The 24475-nt window shown below is 70.7% G+C and carries 27 protein-coding genes; 26 read left to right on the plus strand and 1 reads right to left on the minus strand.

Annotated features, from left to right (window positions below):
• Positions 1-85: 85 nt before the first annotated feature.
• Positions 86-379, plus strand: a complete 294-nt coding sequence (locus FJY74_00820; GenBank protein ID MBM3306860.1) for an RNA-binding protein — start codon at positions 86-88, stop codon at positions 377-379.
• Positions 380-447: 68 nt separating this feature from the next.
• Here FJY74_00820 and FJY74_00825 read toward each other — a convergent pair whose 3' ends face one another.
• A complete protein-coding gene (locus FJY74_00825; GenBank protein MBM3306861.1) occupies positions 448-1335 on the minus strand; it encodes a DMT family transporter in 888 nt (295 codons plus the stop codon).
• A 185-nt stretch (positions 1336-1520) separates the two neighbouring features.
• On the opposite strand from FJY74_00825, the gene rplU reads away from it, so the two are divergent.
• The 25 genes from rplU (at position 1521) to FJY74_00950 (ending at position 24459) form a co-directional block, all read left to right on the plus strand.
• Positions 1521-1853, plus strand: a complete 333-nt coding sequence (rplU, locus tag FJY74_00830; protein ID MBM3306862.1) for a 50S ribosomal protein L21 — start codon at positions 1521-1523, stop codon at positions 1851-1853.
• 30 nt (positions 1854-1883) lie between these two features.
• Positions 1884-2132 carry a 50S ribosomal protein L27 gene (gene rpmA, locus FJY74_00835; GenBank protein ID MBM3306863.1) on the plus strand — a complete coding sequence of 83 codons (249 nt, stop codon included), beginning with the start codon at positions 1884-1886 and terminating at the stop codon, positions 2130-2132.
• A 106-nt stretch (positions 2133-2238) separates the two neighbouring features.
• Positions 2239-2892, plus strand: a complete 654-nt coding sequence (locus FJY74_00840) for an MBL fold metallo-hydrolase (GenBank protein ID MBM3306864.1) — start codon at positions 2239-2241, stop codon at positions 2890-2892.
• Between the two features lie 49 nt (positions 2893-2941).
• A complete protein-coding gene (gene kdsB, locus FJY74_00845) occupies positions 2942-3715 on the plus strand; it encodes a 3-deoxy-manno-octulosonate cytidylyltransferase (GenBank protein MBM3306865.1) in 774 nt (257 codons plus the stop codon).
• Positions 3616-5334 (plus strand): CTP synthase, encoded by a 1719-nt coding sequence (locus FJY74_00850; protein MBM3306866.1) that lies wholly within the window; start codon positions 3616-3618, stop codon positions 5332-5334. Before kdsB ends, FJY74_00850 begins: the two co-directional genes overlap by 100 nt.
• Before the next feature lie 4 nt (positions 5335-5338).
• The gene (kdsA, locus tag FJY74_00855) at positions 5339-6181 is read left to right on the plus strand and encodes a 3-deoxy-8-phosphooctulonate synthase (protein MBM3306867.1); all 843 of its coding nucleotides are present in this window, start codon (positions 5339-5341) and stop codon (positions 6179-6181) included.
• Positions 6178-6717, plus strand: coding sequence for an HAD hydrolase family protein (locus FJY74_00860; protein ID MBM3306868.1), 540 nt, complete (start codon positions 6178-6180; stop codon positions 6715-6717). Before kdsA ends, FJY74_00860 begins: the two co-directional genes overlap by 4 nt.
• 65 nt (positions 6718-6782) lie before the next feature.
• Positions 6783-7745 carry a KpsF/GutQ family sugar-phosphate isomerase gene (locus tag FJY74_00865; protein ID MBM3306869.1) on the plus strand — a complete coding sequence of 321 codons (963 nt, stop codon included), beginning with the start codon at positions 6783-6785 and terminating at the stop codon, positions 7743-7745.
• A gap of 267 nt (positions 7746-8012) precedes the next feature.
• On the plus strand, positions 8013-8567 hold the full coding sequence (lptC, locus tag FJY74_00870) for an LPS export ABC transporter periplasmic protein LptC (protein MBM3306870.1): 555 nt from the start codon (positions 8013-8015) through the stop codon (positions 8565-8567).
• On the plus strand, positions 8554-9312 hold the full coding sequence (gene lptB, locus FJY74_00875; GenBank protein ID MBM3306871.1) for an LPS export ABC transporter ATP-binding protein: 759 nt from the start codon (positions 8554-8556) through the stop codon (positions 9310-9312). Before lptC ends, lptB begins: the two co-directional genes overlap by 14 nt.
• Before the next feature lie 58 nt (positions 9313-9370).
• On the plus strand, positions 9371-10846 hold the full coding sequence (rpoN, locus tag FJY74_00880; protein MBM3306872.1) for an RNA polymerase factor sigma-54: 1476 nt from the start codon (positions 9371-9373) through the stop codon (positions 10844-10846).
• A 19-nt stretch (positions 10847-10865) separates the two neighbouring features.
• A complete protein-coding gene (lipA, locus tag FJY74_00885) occupies positions 10866-11744 on the plus strand; it encodes a lipoyl synthase (GenBank protein MBM3306873.1) in 879 nt (292 codons plus the stop codon).
• 22 nt (positions 11745-11766) lie between these two features.
• On the plus strand, positions 11767-12300 hold the full coding sequence (gene raiA / locus FJY74_00890) for a ribosome-associated translation inhibitor RaiA (GenBank protein MBM3306874.1): 534 nt from the start codon (positions 11767-11769) through the stop codon (positions 12298-12300).
• Between the two features lie 32 nt (positions 12301-12332).
• Positions 12333-13301, plus strand: coding sequence for an HPr(Ser) kinase/phosphatase (hprK, locus tag FJY74_00895; protein MBM3306875.1), 969 nt, complete (start codon positions 12333-12335; stop codon positions 13299-13301).
• A 32-nt stretch (positions 13302-13333) separates the two neighbouring features.
• A complete protein-coding gene (locus FJY74_00900; protein ID MBM3306876.1) occupies positions 13334-13696 on the plus strand; it encodes a hypothetical protein in 363 nt (120 codons plus the stop codon).
• 1 nt (position 13697) lies between these two features.
• Entirely contained in the window at positions 13698-14222 is a 525-nt protein-coding gene (locus FJY74_00905; protein MBM3306877.1) for a PTS sugar transporter subunit IIB, read from the plus strand.
• Entirely contained in the window at positions 14215-16395 is a 2181-nt protein-coding gene (locus FJY74_00910) for a DUF1926 domain-containing protein (protein MBM3306878.1), read from the plus strand. Before FJY74_00905 ends, FJY74_00910 begins: the two co-directional genes overlap by 8 nt.
• A gap of 4 nt (positions 16396-16399) precedes the next feature.
• The gene (locus tag FJY74_00915) at positions 16400-17080 is read left to right on the plus strand and encodes a PTS sugar transporter subunit IIC (GenBank protein ID MBM3306879.1); all 681 of its coding nucleotides are present in this window, start codon (positions 16400-16402) and stop codon (positions 17078-17080) included.
• 10 nt (positions 17081-17090) lie between these two features.
• Positions 17091-17858, plus strand: a complete 768-nt coding sequence (locus FJY74_00920; protein ID MBM3306880.1) for a PTS mannose/fructose/sorbose transporter family subunit IID — start codon at positions 17091-17093, stop codon at positions 17856-17858.
• A gap of 1 nt (position 17859) precedes the next feature.
• Complete coding sequence (locus FJY74_00925) at positions 17860-18126, plus strand: HPr family phosphocarrier protein (GenBank protein ID MBM3306881.1); 267 nt, start codon at positions 17860-17862, stop codon at positions 18124-18126.
• 4 nt (positions 18127-18130) lie between these two features.
• Positions 18131-19915 (plus strand): phosphoenolpyruvate--protein phosphotransferase, encoded by a 1785-nt coding sequence (ptsP, locus tag FJY74_00930; protein ID MBM3306882.1) that lies wholly within the window; start codon positions 18131-18133, stop codon positions 19913-19915.
• Positions 19912-21006, plus strand: coding sequence for a bifunctional phosphoglucose/phosphomannose isomerase (locus FJY74_00935; GenBank protein ID MBM3306883.1), 1095 nt, complete (start codon positions 19912-19914; stop codon positions 21004-21006). Before ptsP ends, FJY74_00935 begins: the two co-directional genes overlap by 4 nt.
• Positions 21003-21986 carry an NTP transferase domain-containing protein gene (locus tag FJY74_00940; GenBank protein ID MBM3306884.1) on the plus strand — a complete coding sequence of 328 codons (984 nt, stop codon included), beginning with the start codon at positions 21003-21005 and terminating at the stop codon, positions 21984-21986. Before FJY74_00935 ends, FJY74_00940 begins: the two co-directional genes overlap by 4 nt.
• Positions 21983-23197, plus strand: coding sequence for a methionine adenosyltransferase (locus tag FJY74_00945; protein ID MBM3306885.1), 1215 nt, complete (start codon positions 21983-21985; stop codon positions 23195-23197). Before FJY74_00940 ends, FJY74_00945 begins: the two co-directional genes overlap by 4 nt.
• An 8-nt stretch (positions 23198-23205) precedes the next feature.
• The gene (locus FJY74_00950; protein ID MBM3306886.1) at positions 23206-24459 is read left to right on the plus strand and encodes an adenosylhomocysteinase; all 1254 of its coding nucleotides are present in this window, start codon (positions 23206-23208) and stop codon (positions 24457-24459) included.
• The last annotated feature ends 16 nt before the right edge of the window (positions 24460-24475 follow it).

The raw sequence follows: 24475 nt of genomic DNA on the forward strand, positions 1-24475 counted from the left end.
GCGCTGGCATCGAAGAGGAGTCGGCGAACGTGACGTCGGTGAATCGCTTGTGCCCGCCAGATTGGCGCGGCCGGAGGGAGTAAGGTTGAAGAAGATCTACGTGGGCAATCTGCCCTACACTGCATCCGAGAACGAGATCCGGGACCTGTTCACGCGGTTCGGCACCGTGCACTCCGTGAACGTGATCAACGACCGCGACACGGGACGGCCCAGGGGCTTCGGCTTCGTCCAGATGGACGACAAGGAAGCGGACGCTGCCATCAGCGCCCTGGACGGTCAGGACTTCGGAGGCCGTACGCTCCGCGTGAACGAGGCGAGAGAGCGCGAGGGGCGCGGCGCCGGAGGGGGCCGCGACAGGGACTCGAGGCGCAGCTGGTAGGTTTCGGATCGTCGGGAGACACGCGGCGCCGCGGCATTCGTGCCGCGGCGTTGCGTTTCACGGGGCCGTCAGCAGAGGGTCACCGTCGCGACGCCCCCGAGGGCGAGCGCCACTGCGGCGAGCTTGCGGAGCGTGATGCGCTCCTTGAGGACGAGAGCCGCGACCGGCAGGACGAAGACGGCGCTCGTCTGGTTGAGGATGGATGCCGTGGACGCGAGCGTGTACTTGATGCCGGCGATCCACACGATCATCGCGAGGTAGGCTCCGAGGACGGACGCCGGGACGGCGACCTTCCACGCGGGTGACGGCCGAAAGGCATGCCACACGTAGCGTCTGCTCGGGGAAGCGGCGACGACGAGCAGGAGGGCGCCCACGCCGGCGGCCATGCGCACGGTCGAAGACCAGAGCACGGGCGAGCGGTCGAGCACCGGCTTGGCGATGACGACACCGAGGGCCATGAGGGCGAACGCCAGAGCTCCGAGGAGCGTTCCCCGGCGGATGTCGGCCCTCGTCACGCCGGGCGGAGGCTCGTGGCCCGCGGACAGCAGCACCCCGGAGAGGATGAGGGCCGCTCCGATGAGATCGCCTATCGACAGCCGCTCGGCGAGGAACGCGGCGGACAGAAGGACCACGAGGGGGCTGTAGCAACACCCTATGACCTGCGAGAGGCCGGCGCCCACGAGGTTGAGGCTCTTGAAGAAGATCGTATCGGCCAGCGTGATGCCCACGATCCCGCTGAGCGCGAGGAGCGCGTAGTCGCGAAGCGGCGCCTCGGGGAGGGTCGCACGCGCGGAGGGCGCGAGGGTGATGGCGAGGAGGGCCGTCGCGATCGAGTTCTTGAAGACGTTCAGCGACAGCGGGGAGAAGCCCCTTCCGCTGATCCTGAAGAGGACGACCGAGAACGCCCAGATGAGGGCCGCGAGCACCGAGAGGAGCTCGCCTGCGTGGGACGCCACGTGAGACCTCTCCGCGGCGGCCCGCGAGACGCTGCGGGCTGCGCGTGTCTGTCCTGAATGGGTGACGGCGAGGGAGGATAACAGCGAGCCTGCGCCCTGTCCACTCAGATTCCGGCTTGACACGTCCCGCCACACGCCGTAGGATGCAAGTTCGTACCAGAAGGCCCGGACGGGGCCGACATGAGATGCTCGAGGAGGACGCTGTGGAATACGCGATTGTGAGGACAGGAGGTCTCCAGTACCGGGTGTCGGCGGGTGAGACGGTCCGCGTGCCCCGCGTCAACGCGGACGTCGGCGGAACCGTGGAGCTCGGGGAGGTGCTGGCGGTGTCGCGGGGGGGAACGCTCACGGTCGGGACGCCTCTCGTGGAGAACGCTCGGGTGCTTGCGGAGGTCGTGGCGCACGGGCTGGGCGGGAAGGTCCTCGTGTTCAAGAAGAAGCGGAAGAAGGGCTACCAGGTCAAGAAGGGGCACCGCCAGGGGTTCACGGAGGTTCGCATCAGGGACATCTCCGTCTAGGGCGGATGGCCCGTCTCTCGGAGGTTCGCGGTGGCACACAAGAAGGGCGTTGGAAGTTCACGAAACGGTCGCGACTCCCACTCGCAGCGGCTCGGCGTGAAGCGCTACGGCGGTGAGGCCGTGCGCGCGGGCACGATCATCCTCAAGCAGCGCGGAACGAAGATCTACCCGGGTCGGAACGTCGGCCGCGGAGGCGACGACACCCTCTTCGCGCTGAAGGACGGGCAGGTCAAGTTCGAGCGATGGGGACGGGACCGGAAGCGCGTCAGCGTCGTGTAGGCTCGTCTGGGAAGAGGTGCAGCGGCGGGACGAGGCTTCCCCTGAGGCACCTCTTTCTCTTTGGGCGTCGGCGCCTGCGGCGCAGACTGGGACCTGGGGGTGATGCATGAGGATCACGTGGCTCGGGCACGCGTCCTTTCTCATCGAGACCGCCGACGGGACCAGGGTGATCACGGATCCCTTCGAGGCCGGTTCGTATGAGGGAGCGGTGGGATACGAGCCGATCTGCGAGCGCGCGGACATCGTGACCGTGAGCCACGAGCATGCCGACCACAACGCCGTCGGCTGCGTGACGGGGGGACCCGAGATCGTGCGCGAAGCGGGCGAGCGCACGGTGCGCGGCGTGACCGTGCGCGGCGTGCCGTCGTACCACGACGACAGCAGAGGGCGCGAGCGGGGGGCGAACACGATGTTCGTCATCGAGGCGGACGGGCTGCGGGTCGCGCATCTCGGGGATCTCGGTCATCAGCTGTCCGCGGACGAGGCGAAGGCGGTCGGGCGCGTGGACGTGCTGCTCGCTCCGGTCGGGGGCCACTTCACGATCGGCCCGGAGGATGCGAAGCGCGTCGTCGAGCGCCTCGGGGCGCGGGTCGTGATCCCGATGCACTACAAGACCGACGTGCTCGGCTTTCCGATCCGTCCGGTGGACGACTTCCTGAAGCTCATGGGTCGGGTCGAGCGCCCGGGGCGCCGATCCCTGGAGGTCCGGTCCGAGGACACGGCCGGCGAGACCAAGGTCGTCGTGCTCGACTACTGCTGATCCCATCTCGGGCGCCGCCGGCGCCCGAGGTCTTGCGCGAGGTGGCGGCGTGGCGCGATCGCTGGCGCTCTGCGTGGTCCCCGCCCGGCTTGGATCGAGCCGGTTCCCAGGCAAAGTGCTGGCGGAGCTTGCCGGCAAACCCCTCGTCCGGCACGCGTACGAGCGGGCGTCGGCCGCATCGCTCGTGGGCGCGGTGGTCGTGGCCACGGACAGCCCCGAGGTCGAGCGGGCCGTCGCGCGCTTCGGCGGCCGCGTCGTGCGCGTTGACGTGCCCTGCCCGACCGGGAGCGACCGTGTGGCGGCCGCCGCGAAGGACCTCCCCGGCGATCTCGTGGTGAACCTCCAGGCGGACCAGCCGCGCATTCACCCGTCCGACATCGATCGCGTGATCGGTCGTCTCGTGAGCGCGCCGGATCTGGACATGACGACGCTTGCGTTCCGATCGGAGGACCCTGCGGGCTACGCAAGCAGGGACGTGGTCAAGGTCGTCACCGACGGTCGCGGGAGGGCCCTCTACTTCTCCCGTGCCGGGATACCAGCCTCGCGGGACGCCTCCGGAACACCTTGGTACTTCCACCACGTGGGCATATACTGCTTCCGCCGCGCGGCCTTGGAGCGCTTCGCGGCGCTTCCGCAGAGCGATCTTGAGCGGCTGGAGTCGCTCGAGCAGCTGCGTGCTCTGGAAGACGGGATGTCGATCGGGGTCGTGCTGTCGGACAGCGGATGCGCCGGCGTGGACAGGGAACGGGACCTCGACGAGGCCGTGCGGGCGCTGGCCTCGGAGGGGCCACGGCCCGGAGAGGGCCCAGGGGAGGACGGGTGAACGAACGCAGCGCCGCAACGAAGTACATCTTCGTCACCGGGGGCGTGGTGTCCGCCCTGGGGAAGGGCATCGCGTCCGCGTCGCTCGGCTATCTGCTGAAGAACCGCGGGCTCGGAGTCACGCTCCAGAAGTGCGACCCGTACCTCAATGTGGACCCCGGCACGATGAGCCCGTTCCAGCACGGAGAGGTCTTCGTCACGGACGACGGCGCCGAGACCGATCTCGACCTGGGCCACTACGAGCGGTTCCTCGACCGCGCGCTGTCGCGCGACAACAACGTGACGGCGGGACAGGTGTACGAGGCGGTCATCGCGCACGAGCGCAAGGGCACGTATCTCGGCGGAACCGTCCAGGTCATCCCTCACGTAACCAACGAGATCAAGGCGAGGATCACGTCGCTGTCGCGCGGCCCCGACACGGACGCGGTGATCGCGGAGATCGGCGGCACGGTCGGCGACATCGAGAGTCTGCCGTTCCTCGAGGCCATCAGGCAGATGCGTCTCGAGCTGGGCGTCGAGAACACCCTCTTCATCCACCTGACGCTCGTGCCCTTCATCAGGAGCGCCGGGGAGCTCAAGACGAAACCGACCCAGCACAGCGTGCGGGCGCTGCGCGACATCGGCATCCAACCGGACATCCTGCTGTGCCGCGCCGAGCGGTCGCTGGACGCCGATCTGAAACGGAAGATCGCGCTCTTCTGCAACGTGGAGGTCGAGGCCGTCATCGACGCGGTGGACGTGGCGTCGATCTACGAGGTGCCGCTGCGGTTCCACGCGGACGGGCTGGACGAGCTCGTGCTGAGGAAGCTCCGCGTTGACGCTCGCGCCGCGGACCTCGCGCCGCTCGAGCGCCTTGTTTCGCGCGTCACGAGCCCGTCGCGCGAGGTGACGATCGCCGTCTGCGGCAAGTACACGGGGCTCAAGGACGCGTACAAGAGCATCATCGAGGCGTTCGTGCACGCCGGGGCCGAGAACGATGCGCGCGTCCATCTGGCCTGGGTGGACGCCGAGGAGATCGAGAAGAGGGGAAGCGGGGACGAGCTGCTCGCGGGCTGCAGCGGCATCCTCGTTCCGGGAGGCTTCGGAGTTCGCGGGATCGAGGGCAAGGCCCTGGCGGCCGGCTACGCGCGGCGAAACGGCGTCCCGTATCTGGGGATCTGCCTCGGCATGGAGTGCGCGGTCATCGAGTTCGCGCGGAACGTGTGCGGGCTTGCGCGCGCGAATTCGGCGGAGTTCGACGCGGAGACCCCGGATCCCGTGATCGACCTCATGCCCGAGCAGAAGAAGGTCATCAACATGGGCGGCACGATGCGTCTCGGCGCCTACGAGTGCCGTCTGGAGCCGCGGTCGAAGGCCCGCGCGGCATACGGCGCCGACGCGGTGAGGGAGCGGCACCGGCATCGCTACGAGTACAACGGCCGGTACCGCGAGACCTTCGAGTCCAAGGGACTGGTGGCGTCGGGGATCAACCCGGCGACCGGGCTCGTCGAGATCGTGGAGATCGCCGGGCACCCGTGGTTCGTCGCGTGTCAGTTCCACCCCGAGTTCCTGTCGAGGCCGGGGCGCGCGCACCCGCTCTTCCGGGAGTTCGTGCGGGCCGCGCTGGCCCGGGAGCGTTGACGAGATGCCGCAGCGCACCGTTCGCATCGGCGACGTGGAGGTCGGAGCGGGGAGGGGCCTGGCGCTCATCGCCGGGCCCTGCGCGATCGAGAGCGAGGAGCTCACGCTCGGCGTCGCGGAGGCGCTCGTGCGGATCGCGGCGGACCTCGGCGTCCCGCTCGTCTTCAAGTCGTCCTACCTGAAGGACAATCGCATGTCTCCCGGCGCGTTCGCGGGTCCGGGCCTGGAGGAGGGTCTGAGGATCCTCGAGCGCGTGAAGCGGGAGTTCGGCGTGCCCGTGATCTCGGATGTGCACGAGCGGGAGGAGGTCGGCCACGCCGCGCGGGTGCTGGACGCGCTGCAGATCCCGGCCTTCCTGTGCCGCCAGACGCGCCTGCTCGAGGCCGCGTGCGCGACGGGGCTTCCCCTGAACATCAAGAAGGGGCAGTTCATGGCGCCGGAGGACATGCGGCACATCGTGGCCAAGGCCGCCGCCGCTGGGAGCCACCGCGTGATGCTCACGGAGCGCGGCGCGTCGTTCGGCTATCACGACCTCGTCGTCGACATGCGCTCGATCGGGACCATGCGGGGGTTCGGATGCCCCGTGGTCTTCGACGCCACGCACAGCGTGCAGCGGCCGGGATCCGCGGGCGGAACGTCGGGCGGTTCGCCCGAGTTCGTGCCTCTGCTGGCGAGGGCCGCGTGCGCCGCGGGCTGCGACGCGCTCTTCGTCGAGACCCACCCGGATCCGTCGAGCGCCCTGTCCGACGCGCTGTCGATGGTCCCGCTCTCGGAGCTCCCGGGCGTCCTCGAGGGCGCCGTGGCCGTGGCGAAGGCCGTGCGGCAGGGGAAGGGGCTCGGAGCATGAGGCCTGTCGAACGGGCGCTCGCGCTCGGGATCAAGCTGCTCGTGCTCGACGTGGACGGCGTGCTCACGGACGGCCGGCTCATCCTCGGGCGGGCCGGCGAGGAGATCAAGGCGTTCTCCGTGAAGGACGGCGTCGGCATCAAGGTCGCGCAGTTCGCCGGTATCGAGGTCGCCTTCCTGTCGGCGCGCTCGTCGGAGATCGTGATGCGGCGGGCCGAGATGCTCGGCGTGCGGGAGGTGCGACAGGGCAAGGAGCGCAAGCTCCCCGTCGTGCGCGAGATGGCGGCCGCGAGGGGCATCACGCTCGATGAGATCGCCTACGTCGGCGACGATGTGGTGGATCTGGAGCCGGTCGCTGAGGTCGGCCTCGGCGTGGCCGTCGCGGACGCCTGCGCGGACCTCCTTGCGGCGGCGGACCGCGTGACGGATGCCGCCGGCGGCTGCGGCGCCGCGCGCGAGACCATAGAGGCCATCCTCAGGGCGCGGGGCGACTGGACGGACGCGTACCGCGGCTATCTGGCGGCGGCGCGCGAGTAGGGAGACACATCCTGGAGCGGCATACGGACCAGAGTCCCGAGACCCGCGGGCTCACGGACGAGGGCATCCTGCGCATCGGCAGGGGGGTGCTCGAGGCGGAGGCGGACGCCGTGCGCGCGCTTTCCGCCCGGCTCGGCCTGCCGTTCGCGCGCGCGGTGCGGGTCATCGTCGCGTCGCGCGGGACGGTCGTGGTCTCGGGCATGGGCAAGTCGGGCGTCGTCGCGCGGAAGATCGCGGCGACGTTCGCGAGCACGGGCACGCCTGCGGTGTTCCTCCACCCGGGCGATGCCGCGCACGGCGACCTCGGGATGGTGGGCTCCGGAGACGTCGTCCTCGTCGTGTCGAAGAGCGGGGAGGGCGACGAGCTTCTGAGGATCCTGCCCGCGGTCCGGGCGCTCGGCGCGACCATCGTGGCGATCACCGGCGCCCCCGACTCCGCGCTGGCCCGGCAGGCGCACGTGGCGTTGGACGCGCGCGTGGAGCGCGAGGCCTGCCCCATGGACCTCGTGCCCACGGCCAGCACGACCGCCGCGCTCGCGCTCGGGGACGCGCTCGCGGTCGCCGTGCTCGAGGAGAAGCGGATCGACCGCAGCACCTTCGCCCTGTACCACCCCGGCGGCGTGCTCGGGAAGCGGCTGCTGCTCCGCGTGCGGGACGTCATGCACTCGGGCGACGAGCTCCCCGCGGTGCGAGAGGACGCCCTCATGAAGGACGCCCTGTGCGAGATCGTGAACAAGCGCCTCGGTCTGACGACGGTCGTCGACGGCGAGGGAGTGCTCGTCGGGATCATCACGGACGGCGATCTCAAGCGCATCCTGATGCAGCGAGCGGACATCCTCGACACGCGCGTGGGCGACGTGATGACGAGGTCCCCCAAGACGATCCGCGGCGAGGAACTCGTGGCGACGGCGCTCGAGCGGATGGAGACCCTGGCCGCCACCCCCATCACTTCCCTTGTCGTGCTCTCCGACAGCGGCGCCCCCGACGGCGTCATTCACATCCACGACTGCCTGAAGGCCGTTCGCTGATCCCGTCCCGCCGGCGCGAGCCCAGGCCCGGTTGACCGGAGGGTACCGCTCTGGTATCCTGTCGGCGTCCGGACGGACCGCTCTCCGGAGGCACGAAGGGCTGAGGGGATGGAACGCCGGTCCCTGGGCGCCTGCCAGGGCGCGCTTGGTACGGCTCTTGCTCGCTTGCGCCGGCTCACGGACCGCCTCCTTGAGGCGCGCCGCCCCGGCGGGTATATTGGCGCTCGGCCGGCCGGCGGGCGGCCCGGCGGCGGAGGACAACGGCCGATGGTCTTGCGCAGGATGGCGCTCGGCGCATCGCTCGTGCTCGCGTTCCTTGCGGCGGCGTGTCAGCACAGCGAACCCACGGGACGGGAGCGCCCGGCGGCGATGCCGGACCAGGAGATCCAGGGCTTCACCCTGACGCAGACCCAGGAGGGAAGGAAGGTCTGGGTCCTCAAGGCGCGCGAGGCGCTCGTGTTCGAGGCGTCGGACCGCGTCGACGCCAGCGGCGTCCGGGTCGACTTCTACGGGAGCGAGGCGGAGCTTCGGTCCACGCTGACGGCGGCGACCGGCGTCATCATGCGCCGCACGAACGCGATCGAGGTCAACGGCAGCGTGGTGGTCACGGCGGCGGACGGGACCGTCCTCACGACGGACAGGCTGGCCTGGGACGAGAGGACGGGGAAGATCAGGTCCGACCGCCCGGTTCGGGTGACGAAGGGCAACGACGTGATGACCGGCAGCGGCATGGAGGCCGACCCCGACCTCAGGAACCTGAAGGTGAAGGACTTCAAGGCGTACGTGCGCACCCCCGAGGGCGAGCTCGTTGAGGACCGGTGACCGGACGGGCGGAGACGCGGGCGCGGAGACGCTGAGCGCGCGCGGCCTCGTCAAGAGGTACGGGCGCAGGACCGTGGTCAACCACGTTGACCTCGAGCTGCGCCGCGGCGAGGTCGTCGGGCTCCTCGGTCCGAACGGGGCCGGGAAGACGACGACCTTCCACATGATCGTGGGGCTGCTGCCGCCGGACGAGGGGGCGGTCTTCCTCGACGAGCGCGAGATCACGCGGACCCCGATGTACCGCCGGGCGAGGATGGGCGTCGGCTACCTGTCGCAGGAGTCCTCGGTGTTCCGCGGCCTCACCGTGGGCCAGAACATCATGGCGGTGCTGGAGACGCTCGCGCTCTCGCGCGCCGAACGGCGCGAGCGCCTGGACGCGCTTCTCGGCGAGCTGGACATCAAGGGGCTTGAGCACCACGGCGCCGCGACGCTCTCGGGGGGCGAGCGGCGACGCGTCGAGATCACGCGGGCGCTCGTGACCGACCCTGCGTTCCTGCTGCTCGACGAGCCGTTCGTGGGCATCGACCCGATCGTGGTCCAGGACATCCAGGCCATCATCCGCAGGCTCAGGTCCAAGGGCATCGGGATGCTCATCACGGATCACAGCGTGCGCGAGACGCTCTCGGTGACCGACCGCGCGTACATCATCTACGAGGGGGAGATCCTGCTGTCGGGAAGCGCGCAGGAGCTCGCGACGAACCCCGAGGCGCGGAAGCTGTACCTCGGCGAGAAGTTCCAGCTGTGACGGGTGTTGACGCAAGGCAGGCGTGCCCCGGTTCCGGCCTTCAGCGGGAGACGACAGCGTGGACATGAAGCCCAGGCAGGAGCTGAGGCAGCACCAGCAGCTCGTCATGACACCGCGGCTTCAGATGGCCCTGAAGATCCTGCAGGTGTCGACACTCGAGCTCGAGCAGTTCCTGAAGCAGCAGCTCGACGAGAACCCGCTTCTGGAGCGCGGCGAGGAGGAGGAAGAAGCCGAGGCCGAGAAGGAGGCGCAGGACGCGGAGCGCGCGCAGGACGGAACGAGCTCCGAGCCCGCGGCGCCGCCCACTCAGGAGCCGCCGGCGCCCGCGGCCCCCGAGCCGGCAGTGCAGGAGAGCGCTCCCGCCGACGACATGGACTGGGACGACTACCTCGACGACGTGTACCTCCACGCGTGCAGCCAGAACCTCGAGCGGGACGAGGACGACCAGTACGAGCGCGTCCCCGTGGCCGTGGCGACGTTCGGTGAGTCCCTCAAGCATCAGCTTCACATGGAGTGCTCCGACGGCGACGTCCTCCGCGTTGCCGAGTACATCATCGACGAGCTCGACGGGAACGGGTTCCTGTACGACGACCTGGCGTCCATCGCGGAGACGCTCGGCGTCGACATCGAGCTCGTGGAACGCGCGCTGGCCGTGGTGCAGGCGCTCGACCCGCCGGGGATCGCGGCGAGGGGGCTTCGCGAGTGCTTGCTCCTTCAGCTCCAGCGGAAGGGCCTGGGCGACAGCGTCGCGGCGCGCCTCGTCTCCGAGTGCTTCGAGGAGCTCGCGGCGAGGAAGGCGGACCAGGCCAGACGGAAGCTCGGCGTCTCCATGGACGAGGTCCGCAACGCGATCACGGAGATCCGACACCTCGACCTCAAGCCGCGGACCGATCCGGCGCATGAGGACGCCGGGTACATCATGCCGGACCTCCTGGTGGAGGACGTCGATGGCAGGTACCTCGTGCTGCTCAACGACCAGGACGTGCCGCGCGTCAGGATCAGCGCCACCTATCGCACGATGCTCTCCTCGGGCCCGAGCGCCGAGGAGCGGGACTTCATCGGCCGGAAGCTCAAGGAGGCCCGCTGGGTCGTCAAGAGCGTGGAGAACCGCAGGCGCACCATGGTCAAGGTCATGGAGAGCATCGTTCGCGCGCAGAAGGCGTTCTTCGACAAGGGGGAGGCCGCGCTGAGGCCTCTCACGCTCCAGCAGGTGGCCGACGACGTGGGCATGCACGAGTCCACAGTGAGCAGGGTCACGAGGGGGAAGTACGTCCAGACGCCGCGCGGCACGTTCGAGCTCAAGTACTTCTTCTGGAGCGCGGTGCCGACGTCCGACGGGCAGGAGGTCGCTTCGGAGGCGGTGCGAAGCGCGATCCGGGACATCATCGGCAAGGAGGACGCGAAGAAGCCGCTGTCGGACCAGAAGATCGCCGACGAGCTGCGCCGCATGGGGTTCCACATCTCGCGGCGCGCCGTGGCGAAGTACCGGGACCAGATGGGCATCGGCCGGGCCGGCTTCAGGAAGGAGATCTAGCGTCCTCGTGGCGGACGGCGTGAGGCTCCCCCCATGGCTGCGGAAGCCGAGGCCGCACCCCGCGCGGTCGCGGAGGGTCCGCGACGCGCTCGCGTCGTTCGGGCTCAACACCGTCTGCGACGAGGCGTTGTGTCCGAACCGGGTGGACTGCCTGAGCCGCGGCACGGCGACCTTCATGCTCCTGGGCGACCGGTGCACGCGCGACTGCGCGTTCTGCGCCGTGGAGCACGGCCGGCCGGCGCCGCCCGACGCCGACGAGCCGGCCCGTGTCGCCCGGTGCGTTCGCGCGCTCGGCCTGGCTCACGCGGTCGTCACCTCCGTGACGCGCGACGACCTGACGGACGGCGGCGCGGGGCACTTCGCCGCGACCGTGGGTGCGGTGCGCTCCGCCGCGCCGTCGGCAGGCGTCGAGGTCCTGGTGCCGGACTTCCTGGGCGACGCGAACGCCGTCGAGACGGTGCTCGCGTCGCGGCCCGACGTGTTCGGGCACAACGTGGAAACCGCGCCGAGGCTCTACGCGTCGGCGCGTCCAGGGGCGGACTACCGACGGTCGCTCGCGGTCCTGTCGCAGGCTGCGGCGTCCGGGCGGTCCGGCCACGTCAAGTCGGCGCTCATGCTGGGGCTCGGGGAGACGCGGGACGAGATCGAGGGCGTGCTCGACGATCTGCGGGCGGCCGGTGTGACCGTGGTGTGCATGGGGCAGTACCTTCGCCCGTCGCCGGAGCACCTGCCCGTCGCGAGGTATGTGCCGCCCGAGGAGTTCGACGAGCTTCGGGCGGTCGCGGAGGCGAGGGGATTCGCCCGGGTGGTCGCGGGCCCGTTCGTCAGAAGCTCGTACGAGGCCGACCGCGTCGCGGGGCGCACGCGCGGGGCCGGCCTGGCGACGGTCGCGCGCTGACGCGCAGCAACAAGGAGACCGCATGAGGATCAGGGTGACATCCCGGCACGTTGAGGTGGACGACGCGCTCAGGGCGTACGTCGAGGAGAAGACGCGAGGCCTGAGCCGGTACTTCGACCGCGTTGACGAGGCGAACGTCGTGCTGTCGGCGGAAGGCCACAGGAAGGTCGCGGCCCTGACCGTGCACGCCTCGAGGGCGACCATCTCGAGCGAGCAGGACGGCGATGACGTTCGGAGCGCGTTCGACAACGCGCTGGAGAAGGTCCAGCGTCAGGTGAGGCGGCACAAGGCGCGCGTGCGCGACCACAAGCACGGGGTGCCGACGAGCGACGTCGCCGAGGAGCTCGCGGGCGCGCCCCCGAGCGGCGTCGGGATCGTCCCCGAGACGCTGGCGGCCGAGCCGATGACGCCGGAGGCCGCCGTGGCCGAGCTGAGCGCCGCGAGCGTCGGCTTCCTCGTCTTCCTGAACTCGGAGACCGGGAAGGTGAACGTGCTCTACCGTCGGGACGACGGGCACTACGGGCTCGTGGAGCCCGGGGGCTCGGAAGGCGCGTGACGGGCGGGCTGCTCGCCGGGGGAGAGACTGTCGTGGAGGGTCCGAACACCGCGGAGATCATCCGGCACCTGAGGAGCGCGCTCGATCTCAGCCTCGTGACCGAGGGAGTCGAGTGGGGGGCCGAGATCACGCACCGGGGCACGTTCAGCCCCGGGCTCCTGCTCGCCGGGTTCGAGCGGCGGTTCGCGGCGGACAGGATCCAGGTGCTCGGGGACCTTGAGCTCGAGTACGTGGAGTCGCTCGATCCGGATCAGCGGGCCGCAGCGTTCAGGAGGCTCTGCGTGTCGACGGTGCCCCTGATCGTCGTGGCGGACGGGCGTCCGGTCCCGCCAGAGCTCGTCAGCGCCGCGCGCGAGAGAGGGGTCCCCGTCTACTCGAGCGGCGCCCACGCGGCGAGGGTGGCCGTCGACATCGGGTCCTACATCGCCGAGGTGCTCGCGCCGTCCGTCGCCATCCACGGCACGCTCGTGGATGTGTACGGGGTCGGTCTTCTCTTCACGGGGAAGAGCGGCATCGGCAAGAGCGAGTGCGCGCTGGACCTGGTCGCCAACGGGCATCGCCTCGTCGCGGACGACCTCGTGAAGATCGTGCGGACGCCGCAGGGCTACCTCGTCGGCTCGTGCAGCGAGTTGCTCCGGCACCACATGGAGATCCGCGGCGTGGGGATCATCGACCTGCGCGCGATGTTCGGGGTCCGCGCGACCAGGCAGCGCAAGCGCGTCGAGGTCGAGGTCAAGCTGACGACGTGGTCGGACGTGGAGGACTACGACCGTTTGGGCTTCGACCAGGACGCCACGGAGATCCTGGGCGTGAAGATCCCGCAGGTCGTCCTGCCGCTCGTGCCGGGCAAGAACATCACGGTGATCTCCGAGGTCATCGCCCTCGACCACCTGCTGCGACTGGGCGGGGTCCACACGGCCCGCGAGTTCGGCGCGCGACTGAGAGACCTCGCCGATCGGCAGGCGATGCCCGACGAGGCGGACCGGAGCGACGACGAGTGAACGGACAGCGCCGCAAGATAGGGTGTGTCCTCGTGGCCCATGCCAGGGTCGCCGAGTGCCTCGTCGAGGCGGTGCAGGGCATTCTCGGGAAGCAGAGCGGCTGGGTCACCGTGTCGAACGCGGGGCTCGGGCTCAAGGAACTGCTGGCAGCCGTCAGCCGGGCGGTGGACGACCTCGGACGGTCGCACGACGTCGTCGTTCTCAGCGACATGCCTGGCGGGAGCTGCCACCACGCCTGCCAGGAGCTGGCCGTCGCGCGCCCCGGCCTCAGGGTCGTGAGCGGCGTGAACCTCATGATGCTCCTGGAGTTCTTCGTGAAGAGGGACCGGCACAGCGTCGACGAGCTGGTGGGCCTGATCGGGGAGCGCGGCCGGGACTCGGTCCGCGTGTCGTGACGTGCCTCCAACGCTGGAACTCGTGCGCATCGACGACCGGCTGATCCACGGACAGGTGACCGTCGCCTGGGGGACGTGGCTCGAGCCGGACCGGATCGTGCTGGCGAACGACGAGGTCGCCGGGACGCCGTGGCGACGCGACCTCTACGCGGGGTTCGACACGCTCGGCGCCGCCGTCAGCGTGGTGGCCGTGGACGCGCTCGCGGCGGCGATGGCCGACGGGCGGTGGGACGGGGAGCGCATGATCCTCATCGTCGAGTCGCCGACCGATCTTCTGAGGCTCATCGAGCAGGGAGTCCCGGTGCCGGCCGCGAACGTCGGCGGGATGCACTTCGCGCCGGGGAAGCGGGAGCTCCTTCCGTACGTCTACGTGGACGACGGCGACATCCGCGCGATGAGGGCGATCGTCGGACGAGGCACGTCCCTCTTCGCTCAGGACGTTCCGCAGTCCGGGCAGGTCGATCTCGCCCTGCTGATCGCGGAGCCGGACCCGGGGCCGCGGGAGGACCAGCGCACCGGTGCATAGCGTCACGCTCATCCTCTGCATCCACAACCACCAGCCGGTGGGGAATCTCCCGGACGTCTTCGAACGGGCGTACCGCGACGCCTATCTGCCGTTTCTCGAGACGCTGGAACGGCACCCGGCGGTCAAGCTCGCGCTTCACAACACGGGGCCGCTGCTCGAGTGGTACGAGGAGCGGGCGCCGGAGTACCTCGATCGCGTCCGCGCGCTCGTCGCCCGGGGGCAGGTCGAGGTGCTGACGGGGGGATTCTACGAGCCGATCCTGTCGGCGATCCCGGAACGGGACGCCCTCGGCCAGGTCGCGATGATGAGCGACTACGCGGAGCGGACCTTCGGCGCGCGACCGCGGGGCATGTGGCTGGCGGAGCGCGTGTGGGAGCCCGGGCTCGCGAGGGTCATCGCCGGCGCGGGCGTGGAGTACGTGCCCCTGGACGACTACGAGTTCCGACTCGCCGGGCTCTCCGACGACGAGCTCACCGGGAGCTTCGTCACCGAAGACGAGGGGGCGCCGCTTACGCTCCTTCCCATCAGCAAGAGGCTGCGATACGCCATTCCGTTCGGGCCGCCCGATGAGACACTGGCGGTCCTGCGCTCGCTCGGGGAGCGCGGCGGCGGTCTCATGGCGCTCTTCGGGGACGACGGCGAGAAGTTCGGCGTGTGGCCGGGAACCCGCGAGCACGTCTACGGCGACGGATGGCTCGAGGCCTTCTTCACGGCGCTCGAAAGGAACGCGTCGTGGCTCACGACGGCGACCCTCGCGGAGTTCGTCGACCGCGAGCCGCCGCGCGGGAGGGTCTATCTGCCCGCGGCCTCGTACCCCGAGATGATGGAGTGGGCGCTGCCGACGCCCGCCAGGCGAAGCTACGAGCGGCTTCTCAGGAAGGTCGGGGAGCAGGGCGCTCTCGACGAGTGGGGACCGTTCCTGAGCGGGGGCACCTGGAAGGGGTTCATCGCCAAGTACGACGAGTCGAACCGCATGGTCCGGAAGATGATGCGCGTGAGCGGGAAGGTCTCGGCCGCGGCGAGGGCGCTCGAGCGCTCGCGGGGCGGCGCCGGAGCGACTCCCGACCCGTCGGAGCGGCGTCCGGCCGTCGGCGCCGAGGAGATCGACGCCGCGAGGCGAGAGCTCTGGCGCGGGCAGTGCAACTGCGCGTACTGGCACGGGATCTTCGGCGGGCTCTACCTTCCGCATCTGCGGGCGGCCGTGTACCGCCATCTCATCAGGGCCGAGAACGTCGTGGACAGGGCTCGCGGCACGCGGTGGGACGCGGCGGAGGCGACGGACCACGACCTTGACGGCGACGAGGAGGTGCTGCTCGAGTCGCACTGGGCGAACGTCTACGTCGCTCCCGCGAAGGGAGGAGCGATCTTCGAGATCGACGCCCGCGGGAGCGAGGCGAACGTCCTCGGGACCATGTCGCGTTACGAGGAGGCCTACCACGACCTCCTCGCCCGGGCGGACGACACGCCGGCTCAGGGCGTCGCGAACATCCACGACGCCGTCCGAGCCAAGGAGAAGGGCCTCGCGCGGCTCGCCGCGCCCGACGCGCGGCCGCGCCGGTCGGCGGTGGACAGGTTCGTGCCCGTGGACCTCTGCGGGGCGGCGGATCTCGACCCGGAGCAGGACGACATCGGCTCGCTCGCGGGCACCCGCTACCGCTTCGAGCTCGCGCGGACCGACGGGGCCGTCGGGGCGGTGATGACCGCGTGCGGCACCGTGGAGCAGGCGCAGGGCGCGACGCCGGTGAAGATCGCGAAGGCCGTGTGGCTCGAGCCGGACCGCCGGGTCCGCGTGACGCACGGGGTGTCGGCCGAAGGGCCCATCGAGGCGGCGTTCGTGTCGGAGTGGAATCTGGCGTTCCTCACGGGGCATCCGGACTACGTGTTCCTGGAAGAGGCCGACGGCGAGCGGAAGAGCCTCGCCGAGCCGATCGTGCTCGCGGCGAGAGGCCCCATCCGGATCGTCGATCGGCTGTCGTCGCACGCTCTCACGCTCACGGCAACGCCTGCTGCGCTCTTCCGGCTGTCGCCGCTCGAGACGGTCTCCCAGTCGGAGGGCGGCTTCGAGCGCGTGCACCAGGGCGTCACGGTCCTCGCGTGCTGGCCGATGTCGCTCAGGCCCGGCGCGGCGTCGGAGGTGGAGATCGCACTCGGCGTGTCGCCGGAGGGAGCCTGACGGCATGACGAACGCCTCGTCGGTCGGCGCGATCGCCCTGCTCGGGGGCGCCCTCGGTCTGGACACGACGGCGGCCCTCCAGGTGATGGTGTCCGAGCCGCTCGTGGCGGGGACGCTCGCGGGCGCCGCGCTGGGAGACGCCGGGACCGGCGCGGTCATCGGGGGAGCGCTCCAGCTGGTGTGGGCGGGCGCGCTCCCCGTCGGCGCGGCCCCGTTCCCGGACGCCGCGCCCGCCGCGGTGGGCGGCGCAGGCGGCGCTATCCTCCTGGCCCGGGCGGGCGTGCCGGCCGCCACGGCGACGGCCGCAGGGCTCTTCGTCGCGCTTGTGGCGGGGATGGTCGGGCAACGGGCGACCGGCTGGCTCAGGGACCGGAATGACGGTCTGGCCCGCCGTGCGGAGACACGCGCGGCGCACGGTGATGCGCGGGGCGTGACATCGGCTGTGGCGGTGGGGCTGGCCGCGCGGTTCGCGACATCGGGCGCGCTTGCGCTCGCCGCCGCCCTCGCGCTGGCGGCGGCGGCCGGGCCGCTTGGGTCGCTCCCGGCGCGCGCAGGGGTCTCGCCCCTCTTCTGGGCCGCTCCGCTGGCCGTGTCCGTCGCCGTCGCGGCGGCCCGCTGTCGGCTCGAGCGGTGGCTTCTCGCCGCGGGGCTCGCGGCGGGGGCCATGGCAGCGGTCCTCTCGTGAGGTGCCGAACGTGACGCCGGAGAGCACTCGCGGTGCGGAAGGCCTCAGAAGCGGACTCGCGGCCGCGGTCATCGCGCGCTCGTTCCTGCTGCAGTCGGTCTGGAACAGGCGAACGATGCAGAGCGTGGGCTTCTGCTATGCCATGCTCCCGGTGCTCGGGGAGAAGCGCGCGGATGGCGCCGCAGCGAAGGCGTTCCTCGAGAGGCACCTGGGGTTCTTCAACACGAACCCGGTTCTGGCCTCGTACGTGCTCGGCGCGGCGGCGGCCGCCGAGCTCGGGTGTTCGGGGCGTTCCGAACACGAAGCGGAGGCTACGAAGCGGGCCCTTTCGGGACCGCTGGGCATGGCCGGCGACGCCCTCTTCTGGGCGGCGTTGAGGCCGCTCGGGGGGTTCCTTGGCGTCGTGGCCCTGCTTGCGGGGAAGCCCTGGGCGGCCGCCGTCCCGCTCGTCCTGTACAACGCGCCGCACCTTCTGGTGCGCGTTCGCGGGGTGCTCGCGGGCGCGGCGCGCGGGCCGGCGGCGGCCAGGGAGGTCCTCGGGCCGGGCGTAAGGCGGACCGTCGCCGCGCTGCGGGCCGCGTGCGCGTTCGCCGCCGGGTTCGTGGCCGCGCTCGCCGTCGCACGCGCCGCCGCCGGGCCGCGGGGTGTCGTCGCGGCCGGGCTCGCGTGCGCGGCGGGGCTCGTCGCGCTCCGGCTGCGGGTCCCGCTCTCGGCGGTGGCGATCGCGGTCGTGGTCGTCGGGACGGCGCTGGCCGCCGCAGGCGTGTTGGGAGGATAGCGTGATCGAGCGTGATGTGGTTCTGGCCGGCAAGCACGGTCTCCATGCGCGGCCTGCCGCGGAGTTCGTGAAGCTCGCAGGCCGGTTCGACTCGGATGTCCAGCTCTCGAAGGGCGACATGACGGTGGACGGCAAGAGCATCATGGGTGTCATGATGCTGGCCGCCGAGTGCGGGAGCACCGTCACGCTGCGCGTCAAGGGGCCCGACGAGGCGGCTGCCGCCGAGGCGCTGTCGGCCTTCCTGTCGTCGGAGCGACCGGAGGAGTGAGCCGTTGATCGACCCTTCGCGCATCGGTCGTTGCAGGTTCCTCGAGGGCATCCCGGCGTCTCCCGGCATCGCCATCGGGCGGGTCTTCGTGCTCGACACCGAGCGCCCGCGCGTGGACGACGTCGCGGTGCCGCCCGAGCGGATCGAGGACGAGGTGCGGAAGTTCACGACCGCTCTCGAGGAGACGAGGGGCGAGATCGCGCACCTCCGGGACGGGCTGGCCGAGGACCTTGGAGAGACGCGCGCCCGGATCTTCGACGCGCATCTCATGATCCTGGACGACGCCATGGTCGTCGACGGGACGCTGCGGAGGATCCGTGAGCAGCGGGCCTCCGCTGCGGTCGCGCTCACGCAGACCATCGGCCAGGTCACGGGCGCGATGGAGAGGACGCGGGACGAGTACCTGCGTGACCGCGTCTACGACATCAAGGACATCGAGCGGCGCCTCCTCATGCGGCTCCTCGGACGGAGCGCCGCTTCGCTCTCGGAGCTTGAGGAGGACGTGCTGATCGTCGCGCACGACCTCGGCGTGACGCACACGGCCGCGATGCGGCGCGAGCGCGTGATCGGCTTTGCGACCGAGGCGGGAGGCAGGACGTCCCACGCGGCCATCATGGCGCGTTCGATGGAGATCCCCGCGGTCGTGGGGCTGCGGAACGCGACGCAGGCCGTGCGGCAGGGCGAGGTGGCGATCCTCGACGGCATGCAGGGCCTTCTCGTCTACGAGTACGACGACGCCGTGTTCGACCACTACCGCGAGCGCAAGCGCCAGCACGAGGAGTTCGAGCGGCAGCTGCTCTCCCTCAAGGACTACCCGGCGATCACCCGGGACGGACGGACGCTCGAGCTTCAGGCGAACATCGAGGTGCCTGAGGAGGTCCACTCGGCGATCGCGCACGGCGCCGCGGGCATCGGCCTCTTCAGATCGGAGTACCTCTTCCTGGAACCGGGGCACCTGCCGTCGGAGGAGGACCAGTTCGAGGCCTACGCGTCCGTGGCGGCGGCGGTGGCGCCGTCGCCGGTCGTCGTGAGGACGCTCGACGTGGGCGGCGACAAGCTCGCGCCGCCCGGAAGCGGCGAGCGCGAGGCGAACCCCTTCCTCGGCTGGCGCGGGATCCGCTACAGCTTGTCGCACACGGACCTGTTCATGACGCAGCTCCGGGCGATCCTCCGGGCGAGCGCCCGGGGGACCGTCCGCGTGATGTTCCCGATGGTGTCGTCGCTTCACGAGGTCCGCGACGCGAAGCAGGTGCTCGCGGCGGCGCGCGAGGAGCTCCAGGTGCGCGGCGAGGCGTTCGACCCGAACATGGCCGTCGGGATCATGGTGGAAACGCCGGCCGCAGCGACGATCGCGGACTCCCTGGCGAGCGAGGTCGACTTCATGAGCATCGGGTCGAACGACCTCATCCAGTACTCGCTCGCCGTGGACCGCGGCAACGACCGCGTCGCCTACCTGTACGACCAGTACCACCCCGCGGTGCTGCAGCTCATCGCGCAGACGATCCGCTCGGCCAAGAGACACCGGAAGTGGGTCGGTCTGTGCGGGGAGATGGCGGGGGACCCCCTGGCGCTCCTGGTGCTTCTCGGGCTGGGGTTGGACCAGCTTTCGACCAGCCCCGTGATGCTGCCGGAGATCAAGAGCCTCGTGCGGTCGACGAGCTACGCCTTCGCGAGGAAGGTGGCCTCGCGGGTGCTGCGGCTCCGAACGGGGGCCGACGTGCGCCGCTATCTCGAGGGCGTCGTGAAGAAGCAGTTCCCGGAACTGAGCGCCACGGAGATGATCCCATGATGAACCTCGATGACACGGGCGCCCTGCGTGCGGGCGACCCGAGCGGCATGCTCGGCCATCTCGAGGGGTTCCCCGAGCAGCTCGAGCGGGCTCTGGAGATCGGCCGGAGGGCGACGCTCACGCTGTCGGGACGCGGGGCGCGCGCGGTCGTTGTCGCCGGCATGGGCGGCTCGGCCATCGGCGGCGAGATCGCGGCCGCGCACCTGGCGGGCTCGATCTCGGTCCCGATGATCGTCGTGAGGAACTACGAGATGCCGGCCTTCGTCGGCGCCGACACGGTCGTCGTCGCCGCGAGCTACTCCGGGAACACCGAGGAGACGCTGGCCGCGTACCGTGACGCGCACGCGCGCGGGGCTCGCGTCCTCTGCGTGACCACGGGGGGCGAGCTCGCCGCCCGCGCGGCGGACGACGGCCACGACGTCATCGCGATCCCGGGGGGCCTGCCGCCGAGGGCGGCGCTCGGGTACGGCCTCGTTCCGTTGCTCGTTTCGCTCGCGCGTCTGGGGCTCTCGCCTGACCCCGGCGAGGACGTCGCCGACGCGGTGGCCGTCTGCCGCCGCTCGGTCGCCGCGCACGGGGCGGCGGCGCCGGCCGCGAGGAACCCCGCGAAGGAGATCGCGGGGTGGCTTTGCGGGGGCCTGCCGGTGATCTACGGCACCACGCCGCGGACGGCGGCCGCGGCGAGCCGGTGGTGCGGCCAGCTCGCGGAGAACTCGAAGGTCGTCGCGCACCGCGCCGAGATCCCCGAGATGAACCACAACGAGATCGTCGGCTGGAGCGGCGAGCGGCCGCTGTGCGGCTCGGCGCGCGTCGTGTTTCTGGGGGACCCCGGCGACCACCCGCGGAACGCGCTTCGGGCGGACTTCACGCGGCGCGAGGTCGAGGCCGCGGGCGCGGCCGCGCGCGTTGTCACCGCGGCGGGCGCGACGGCGCTGGGCAGGCTGATGTCGCTCGTCTCGCTGGGCGACTTCGTCAGCGTGTACCTGGCCGCGCTGGGGGGCGTGGACCCGACGCCCGTTGAGCCCATCGGCCGACTCAAGAGCGCTCTCGGCGAAGCCCCTGCGGAGCCCAGCTCCGGGAGGATCTCATGAAGGTCATCATCCCTGTCGCCGGCATGGGCACGAGGCTGCGGCCCCACACGCACACGATGCCCAAGGCCCTGGTCCGGGTCGCCGGCAAGCCCATTCTGGGGCACATCCTGGACGAGATCGTGCCGCTGGGCGTGCGCGAGGTCGTCCTGGTGACGGGCGCGATGGGGGAGCGCGTGCGGGACTACATGGCCGCGGCCTATCCGAATCTCACGCCGTGCTACGTGCATCAGGAGGAGACGCGGGGCATCGGGCACGCGATCTGGCTCACGCGGCACTGCGCGGACGACGGCCCGACGCTCATCGTTCTCGGCGACACGGTCGTGACGGCCGACTTCCACGGTCTGACCGGCGGGAGCGTCACGCGCATCGGCGTCAAGGAGGTCGCGAACCCGCAGCTCTTCGGCGTCGTCGAGGTGGACGGCGACCGCGTCGTGAGCCTCGTCGAGAAGCCGGACGTGCCGCCGAGCAACCTGGCCATCGTCGGCCTCTACCACATCGCCAACACCGCGCTCCTCTTCGAGTGCCTGAGCGACCTGGTGGAGAAGGACATCCGGACCAAGGGGGAGTATCAGCTGACCGACGCTCTCAAGATGATGCTCGAGCGAGGCGAGGAGATGAAGACGTTCCCCGTCGGCGGGTGGCACGACTGCGGACGCCCCGAGACGCTCCTTGAGACCAACAGGTTCCTGCTGGCCCGCTCGGCGGCGAACAGCGTGACCATCCCCGGGTCGATCGTCATACCGCCGGTCTCGATCGACCCGACGGCCGTCATCGAGCGGTCGGTCGTCGGTCCCTACGCGTCCATCGCGGCAGGCGCCGTCATCCGGGACTCCATCGTGCGCGACAGCATCCTCAACGCCGAGGCGAAGGTGGAGGGCAGCCTTCTCGACCGTTCGCTCATCGGCGAGCACGCCGTCGTGAGGGGTTACTTCCAGAGACTGAACGTGGGCGATTCGTCGGAGATCGAGATAGGCGGATGACGGACGCCGCGCGGAGATCCGCGCGGGCCGCGGCCGCCGGAACGGAGGGTACGTTGGAGCGACACCTCTTCACATCCGAGTCGGTGACGGAGGGACACCCGGACAAGGTCGCGGACCAGGTGTCCGACGCCGTGCTTGACGCGATCCTGGGGCAGGACCCGGTGGGCAGGGTGGCGTGCGAGGTGCTGGTGACGACCGGTCTCGCCTTCATCGCCGGCGAGATCTCGACGTCGGCGTACGCGGACATTCCGACCATCGTGCGCGACACGATCCGCGACATCGGCTACACGGATCCCAGGTGCGGCTTCGACTGGGAGACGTGCGCCGTGATCACGGCGATCGGCGAGCAGTCGCCCGACATCTGGAAGGGCGGGAGCGGCGAGCTGCAGCACGGGGTCAAGGAGGGCGGCGCCGGCGACCAGGGCATGATGATCGGCTACGCGACGGACGAGACGAAGGAGTACATGCCGCTGCCGATTCACCTCGCGCATCTCCTGGCGCGCCGTCTCGCGAAGGTGCGGAAGGACGGGGTTCTCGGCTACCTGAGGCCCGACGGCAAGACGCAGGTCACCGTGGAGTACGAGGACGGCAGGCCGGTGCGGGTCGACACGGTCGTCGTGTCGGCGCATCACAGCCCCGACGTCACGATGACGCAGATGGTCGACGACGTCCGCGCCCACGTGGTCGATCCCGTGTTGCCGAGGGAGCTCGTCGAGGGCGGCTTCATCCTCCACGTCAACCCGACAGGCCGCTTCGAGAAGGGCGGCCCGGCCGCCGACACGGGCCTTACCGGAAGGAAGATCATCGTGGACACGTACGGCGGCTACGCGAGCCACGGGGGCGGAGCGTTCTCCGGAAAGGACCCGACGAAGGTCGACAGGTCAGCGTGCTACGCGGCGCGCCACGTGGCGAAGAACATCGTTGCGGCGGGGCTTGCCCGGCGCTGCACGATCGAGCTGGCGTACGCCATCGGCGTGGCGGAGCCCGTCTCGATCATGATCGACGGCCACGGGACGGGAGCGGTGAGCGACGCGGACCTCGTCGCGCTCGTGAGGAAGCGCTTCGATCTGAGGCCGCTCGAGATCATCAGGCGGCTCGATCTCCGTCGACCCATCTACCGCCGGACGGCGGCCTACGGCCACTTCGGGCGCGAGGAGCCGGACTTCACGTGGGAGCGACTCGACATGGTCGACGAGCTCAGGAGGGGATAGGAGAGACCATGCCACACGACATAGCCGACGCAGGCCTGGCGCGGGCGGGCAGGGACCGCACGGAGTGGGCGGCGCAGAGCATGCCCGTCCTGAGGAGCATCGCCGAGCGCTTCGCGCGCGAGCGGCCGCTCGAGGGGCGGGTCATCGGCGCGTGCCTCCACGTGACGACCGAGACGGCGAACCTCGTCACGACCCTCGTCGCCGGCGGGGCTCGCGTCTCGCTCTGCGCGTCGAACCCGCTCTCGACGCAGGACGACGTCGCCGCGCATCTCGCCGAGGACCAGCGTGTCGCGGTCTACGCCGTGCGCGGCGAGGACCACGACCGCTACTACGCGCACATCCGGTCGGTCCTGGCGGCCGGCCCGAGCATCACGCTCGACGACGGCGCCGATCTCGTCTCGACCGTGCACGAGGAGAGGGCGGACGTCGGGGGCGACCTCCTGGGAAGCCTCGAGGAGACGACGACAGGCGTGATCCGCCTCAGGGCGATGGCGAAGGACGGGGCGCTCAGGGTCCCGGTGATCGCCGTCAACGACGCGAAGACGAAGCACATGTTCGACAATCGCTACGGCACCGGCCAGAGCACGATCGACGGCATCCTCCGATCCACGAACGCGCTCCTGGCGGGCGCCACGTTCGTCGTCGCCGGGTACGGATGGTGCGGGCGAGGGCTCGCGCATCGGGCGCGCGGGCTCGGCGCGCAGGTCGTCGTGACCGAGGTGGATCCGCTCAAGGCGATCGAGGCGGTCATGGACGGGTTCCGGGTGATGCCGATGGACGACGCGGCCCCGCTCGGCGACGTCTTCGTGACCGTGACCGGCGACATCAGGGTGCTCACGGCGCGTCACTTCGAGAGGATGAAGGACGGCGCCGTCATCGCGAACTCCGGGCACTTCGACGTCGAGGTGGACAAGGACGCGCTCCGGGCGATGGCGGAACGGGTCGTCTCGCCGCGGCCGGGTGTCGAGACCTTCGTCGTCGGCGGCAGGCGCCTGAACCTGCTGGGCGACGGACGGCTGGTCAACCTCGCCTGCGCCGAGGGGCACCCCGCCACCGTGATGGACATGAGCTTCGCGAACCAGGCGCTCTGCTGCGAGTACCTCGCGACGCTCAAGCGCCGTCTGACGCCGGGGGTCTACGAGGTGCCCGAGGAGATCGACGGCGCGGTGGCAAAGCTCAAGCTGGCCGCCATGGGCATCTCGATCGACGCGCTCACGCCGGAGCAGGCGGAGTACCTCGCGTCCTGGAGGATCGGGACGTAGGGACGCCGGACGGGCG

The sequence above is a fragment of the Candidatus Effluviviaceae Genus I sp. genome, from assembly GCA_016867725.1.
Lineage (GTDB): Bacteria > Joyebacterota > Joyebacteria > Joyebacterales > Joyebacteraceae > VGIX01.

Coding starts and splice junctions, on each gene's coding strand:
- FJY74_00840 (MBM3306864.1), top strand. CDS start 2,239: ATGAGGATCACGTGGCTCGGGCACGCGTCCTTTCTCATCGAGACCGCC.
- FJY74_00950 (MBM3306886.1), top strand. CDS start 23,206: ATGCCACACGACATAGCCGACGCAGGCCTGGCGCGGGCGGGCAGGGAC.
- raiA (MBM3306874.1), top strand. CDS start 11,767: ATGAGGATCAGGGTGACATCCCGGCACGTTGAGGTGGACGACGCGCTC.
- FJY74_00935 (MBM3306883.1), top strand. CDS start 19,912: ATGATGAACCTCGATGACACGGGCGCCCTGCGTGCGGGCGACCCGAGC.
- FJY74_00915 (MBM3306879.1), top strand. CDS start 16,400: ATGACGAACGCCTCGTCGGTCGGCGCGATCGCCCTGCTCGGGGGCGCC.
- FJY74_00945 (MBM3306885.1), top strand. CDS start 21,983: ATGACGGACGCCGCGCGGAGATCCGCGCGGGCCGCGGCCGCCGGAACG.
- FJY74_00860 (MBM3306868.1), top strand. CDS start 6,178: ATGAGGCCTGTCGAACGGGCGCTCGCGCTCGGGATCAAGCTGCTCGTG.
- FJY74_00940 (MBM3306884.1), top strand. CDS start 21,003: ATGAAGGTCATCATCCCTGTCGCCGGCATGGGCACGAGGCTGCGGCCC.
- kdsA (MBM3306867.1), top strand. CDS start 5,339: ATGCCGCAGCGCACCGTTCGCATCGGCGACGTGGAGGTCGGAGCGGGG.
- FJY74_00850 (MBM3306866.1), top strand. CDS start 3,616: ATGCGCCGGCGTGGACAGGGAACGGGACCTCGACGAGGCCGTGCGGGC.
- lptC (MBM3306870.1), top strand. CDS start 8,013: ATGGTCTTGCGCAGGATGGCGCTCGGCGCATCGCTCGTGCTCGCGTTC.
- rplU (MBM3306862.1), top strand. CDS start 1,521: ATGCTCGAGGAGGACGCTGTGGAATACGCGATTGTGAGGACAGGAGGT.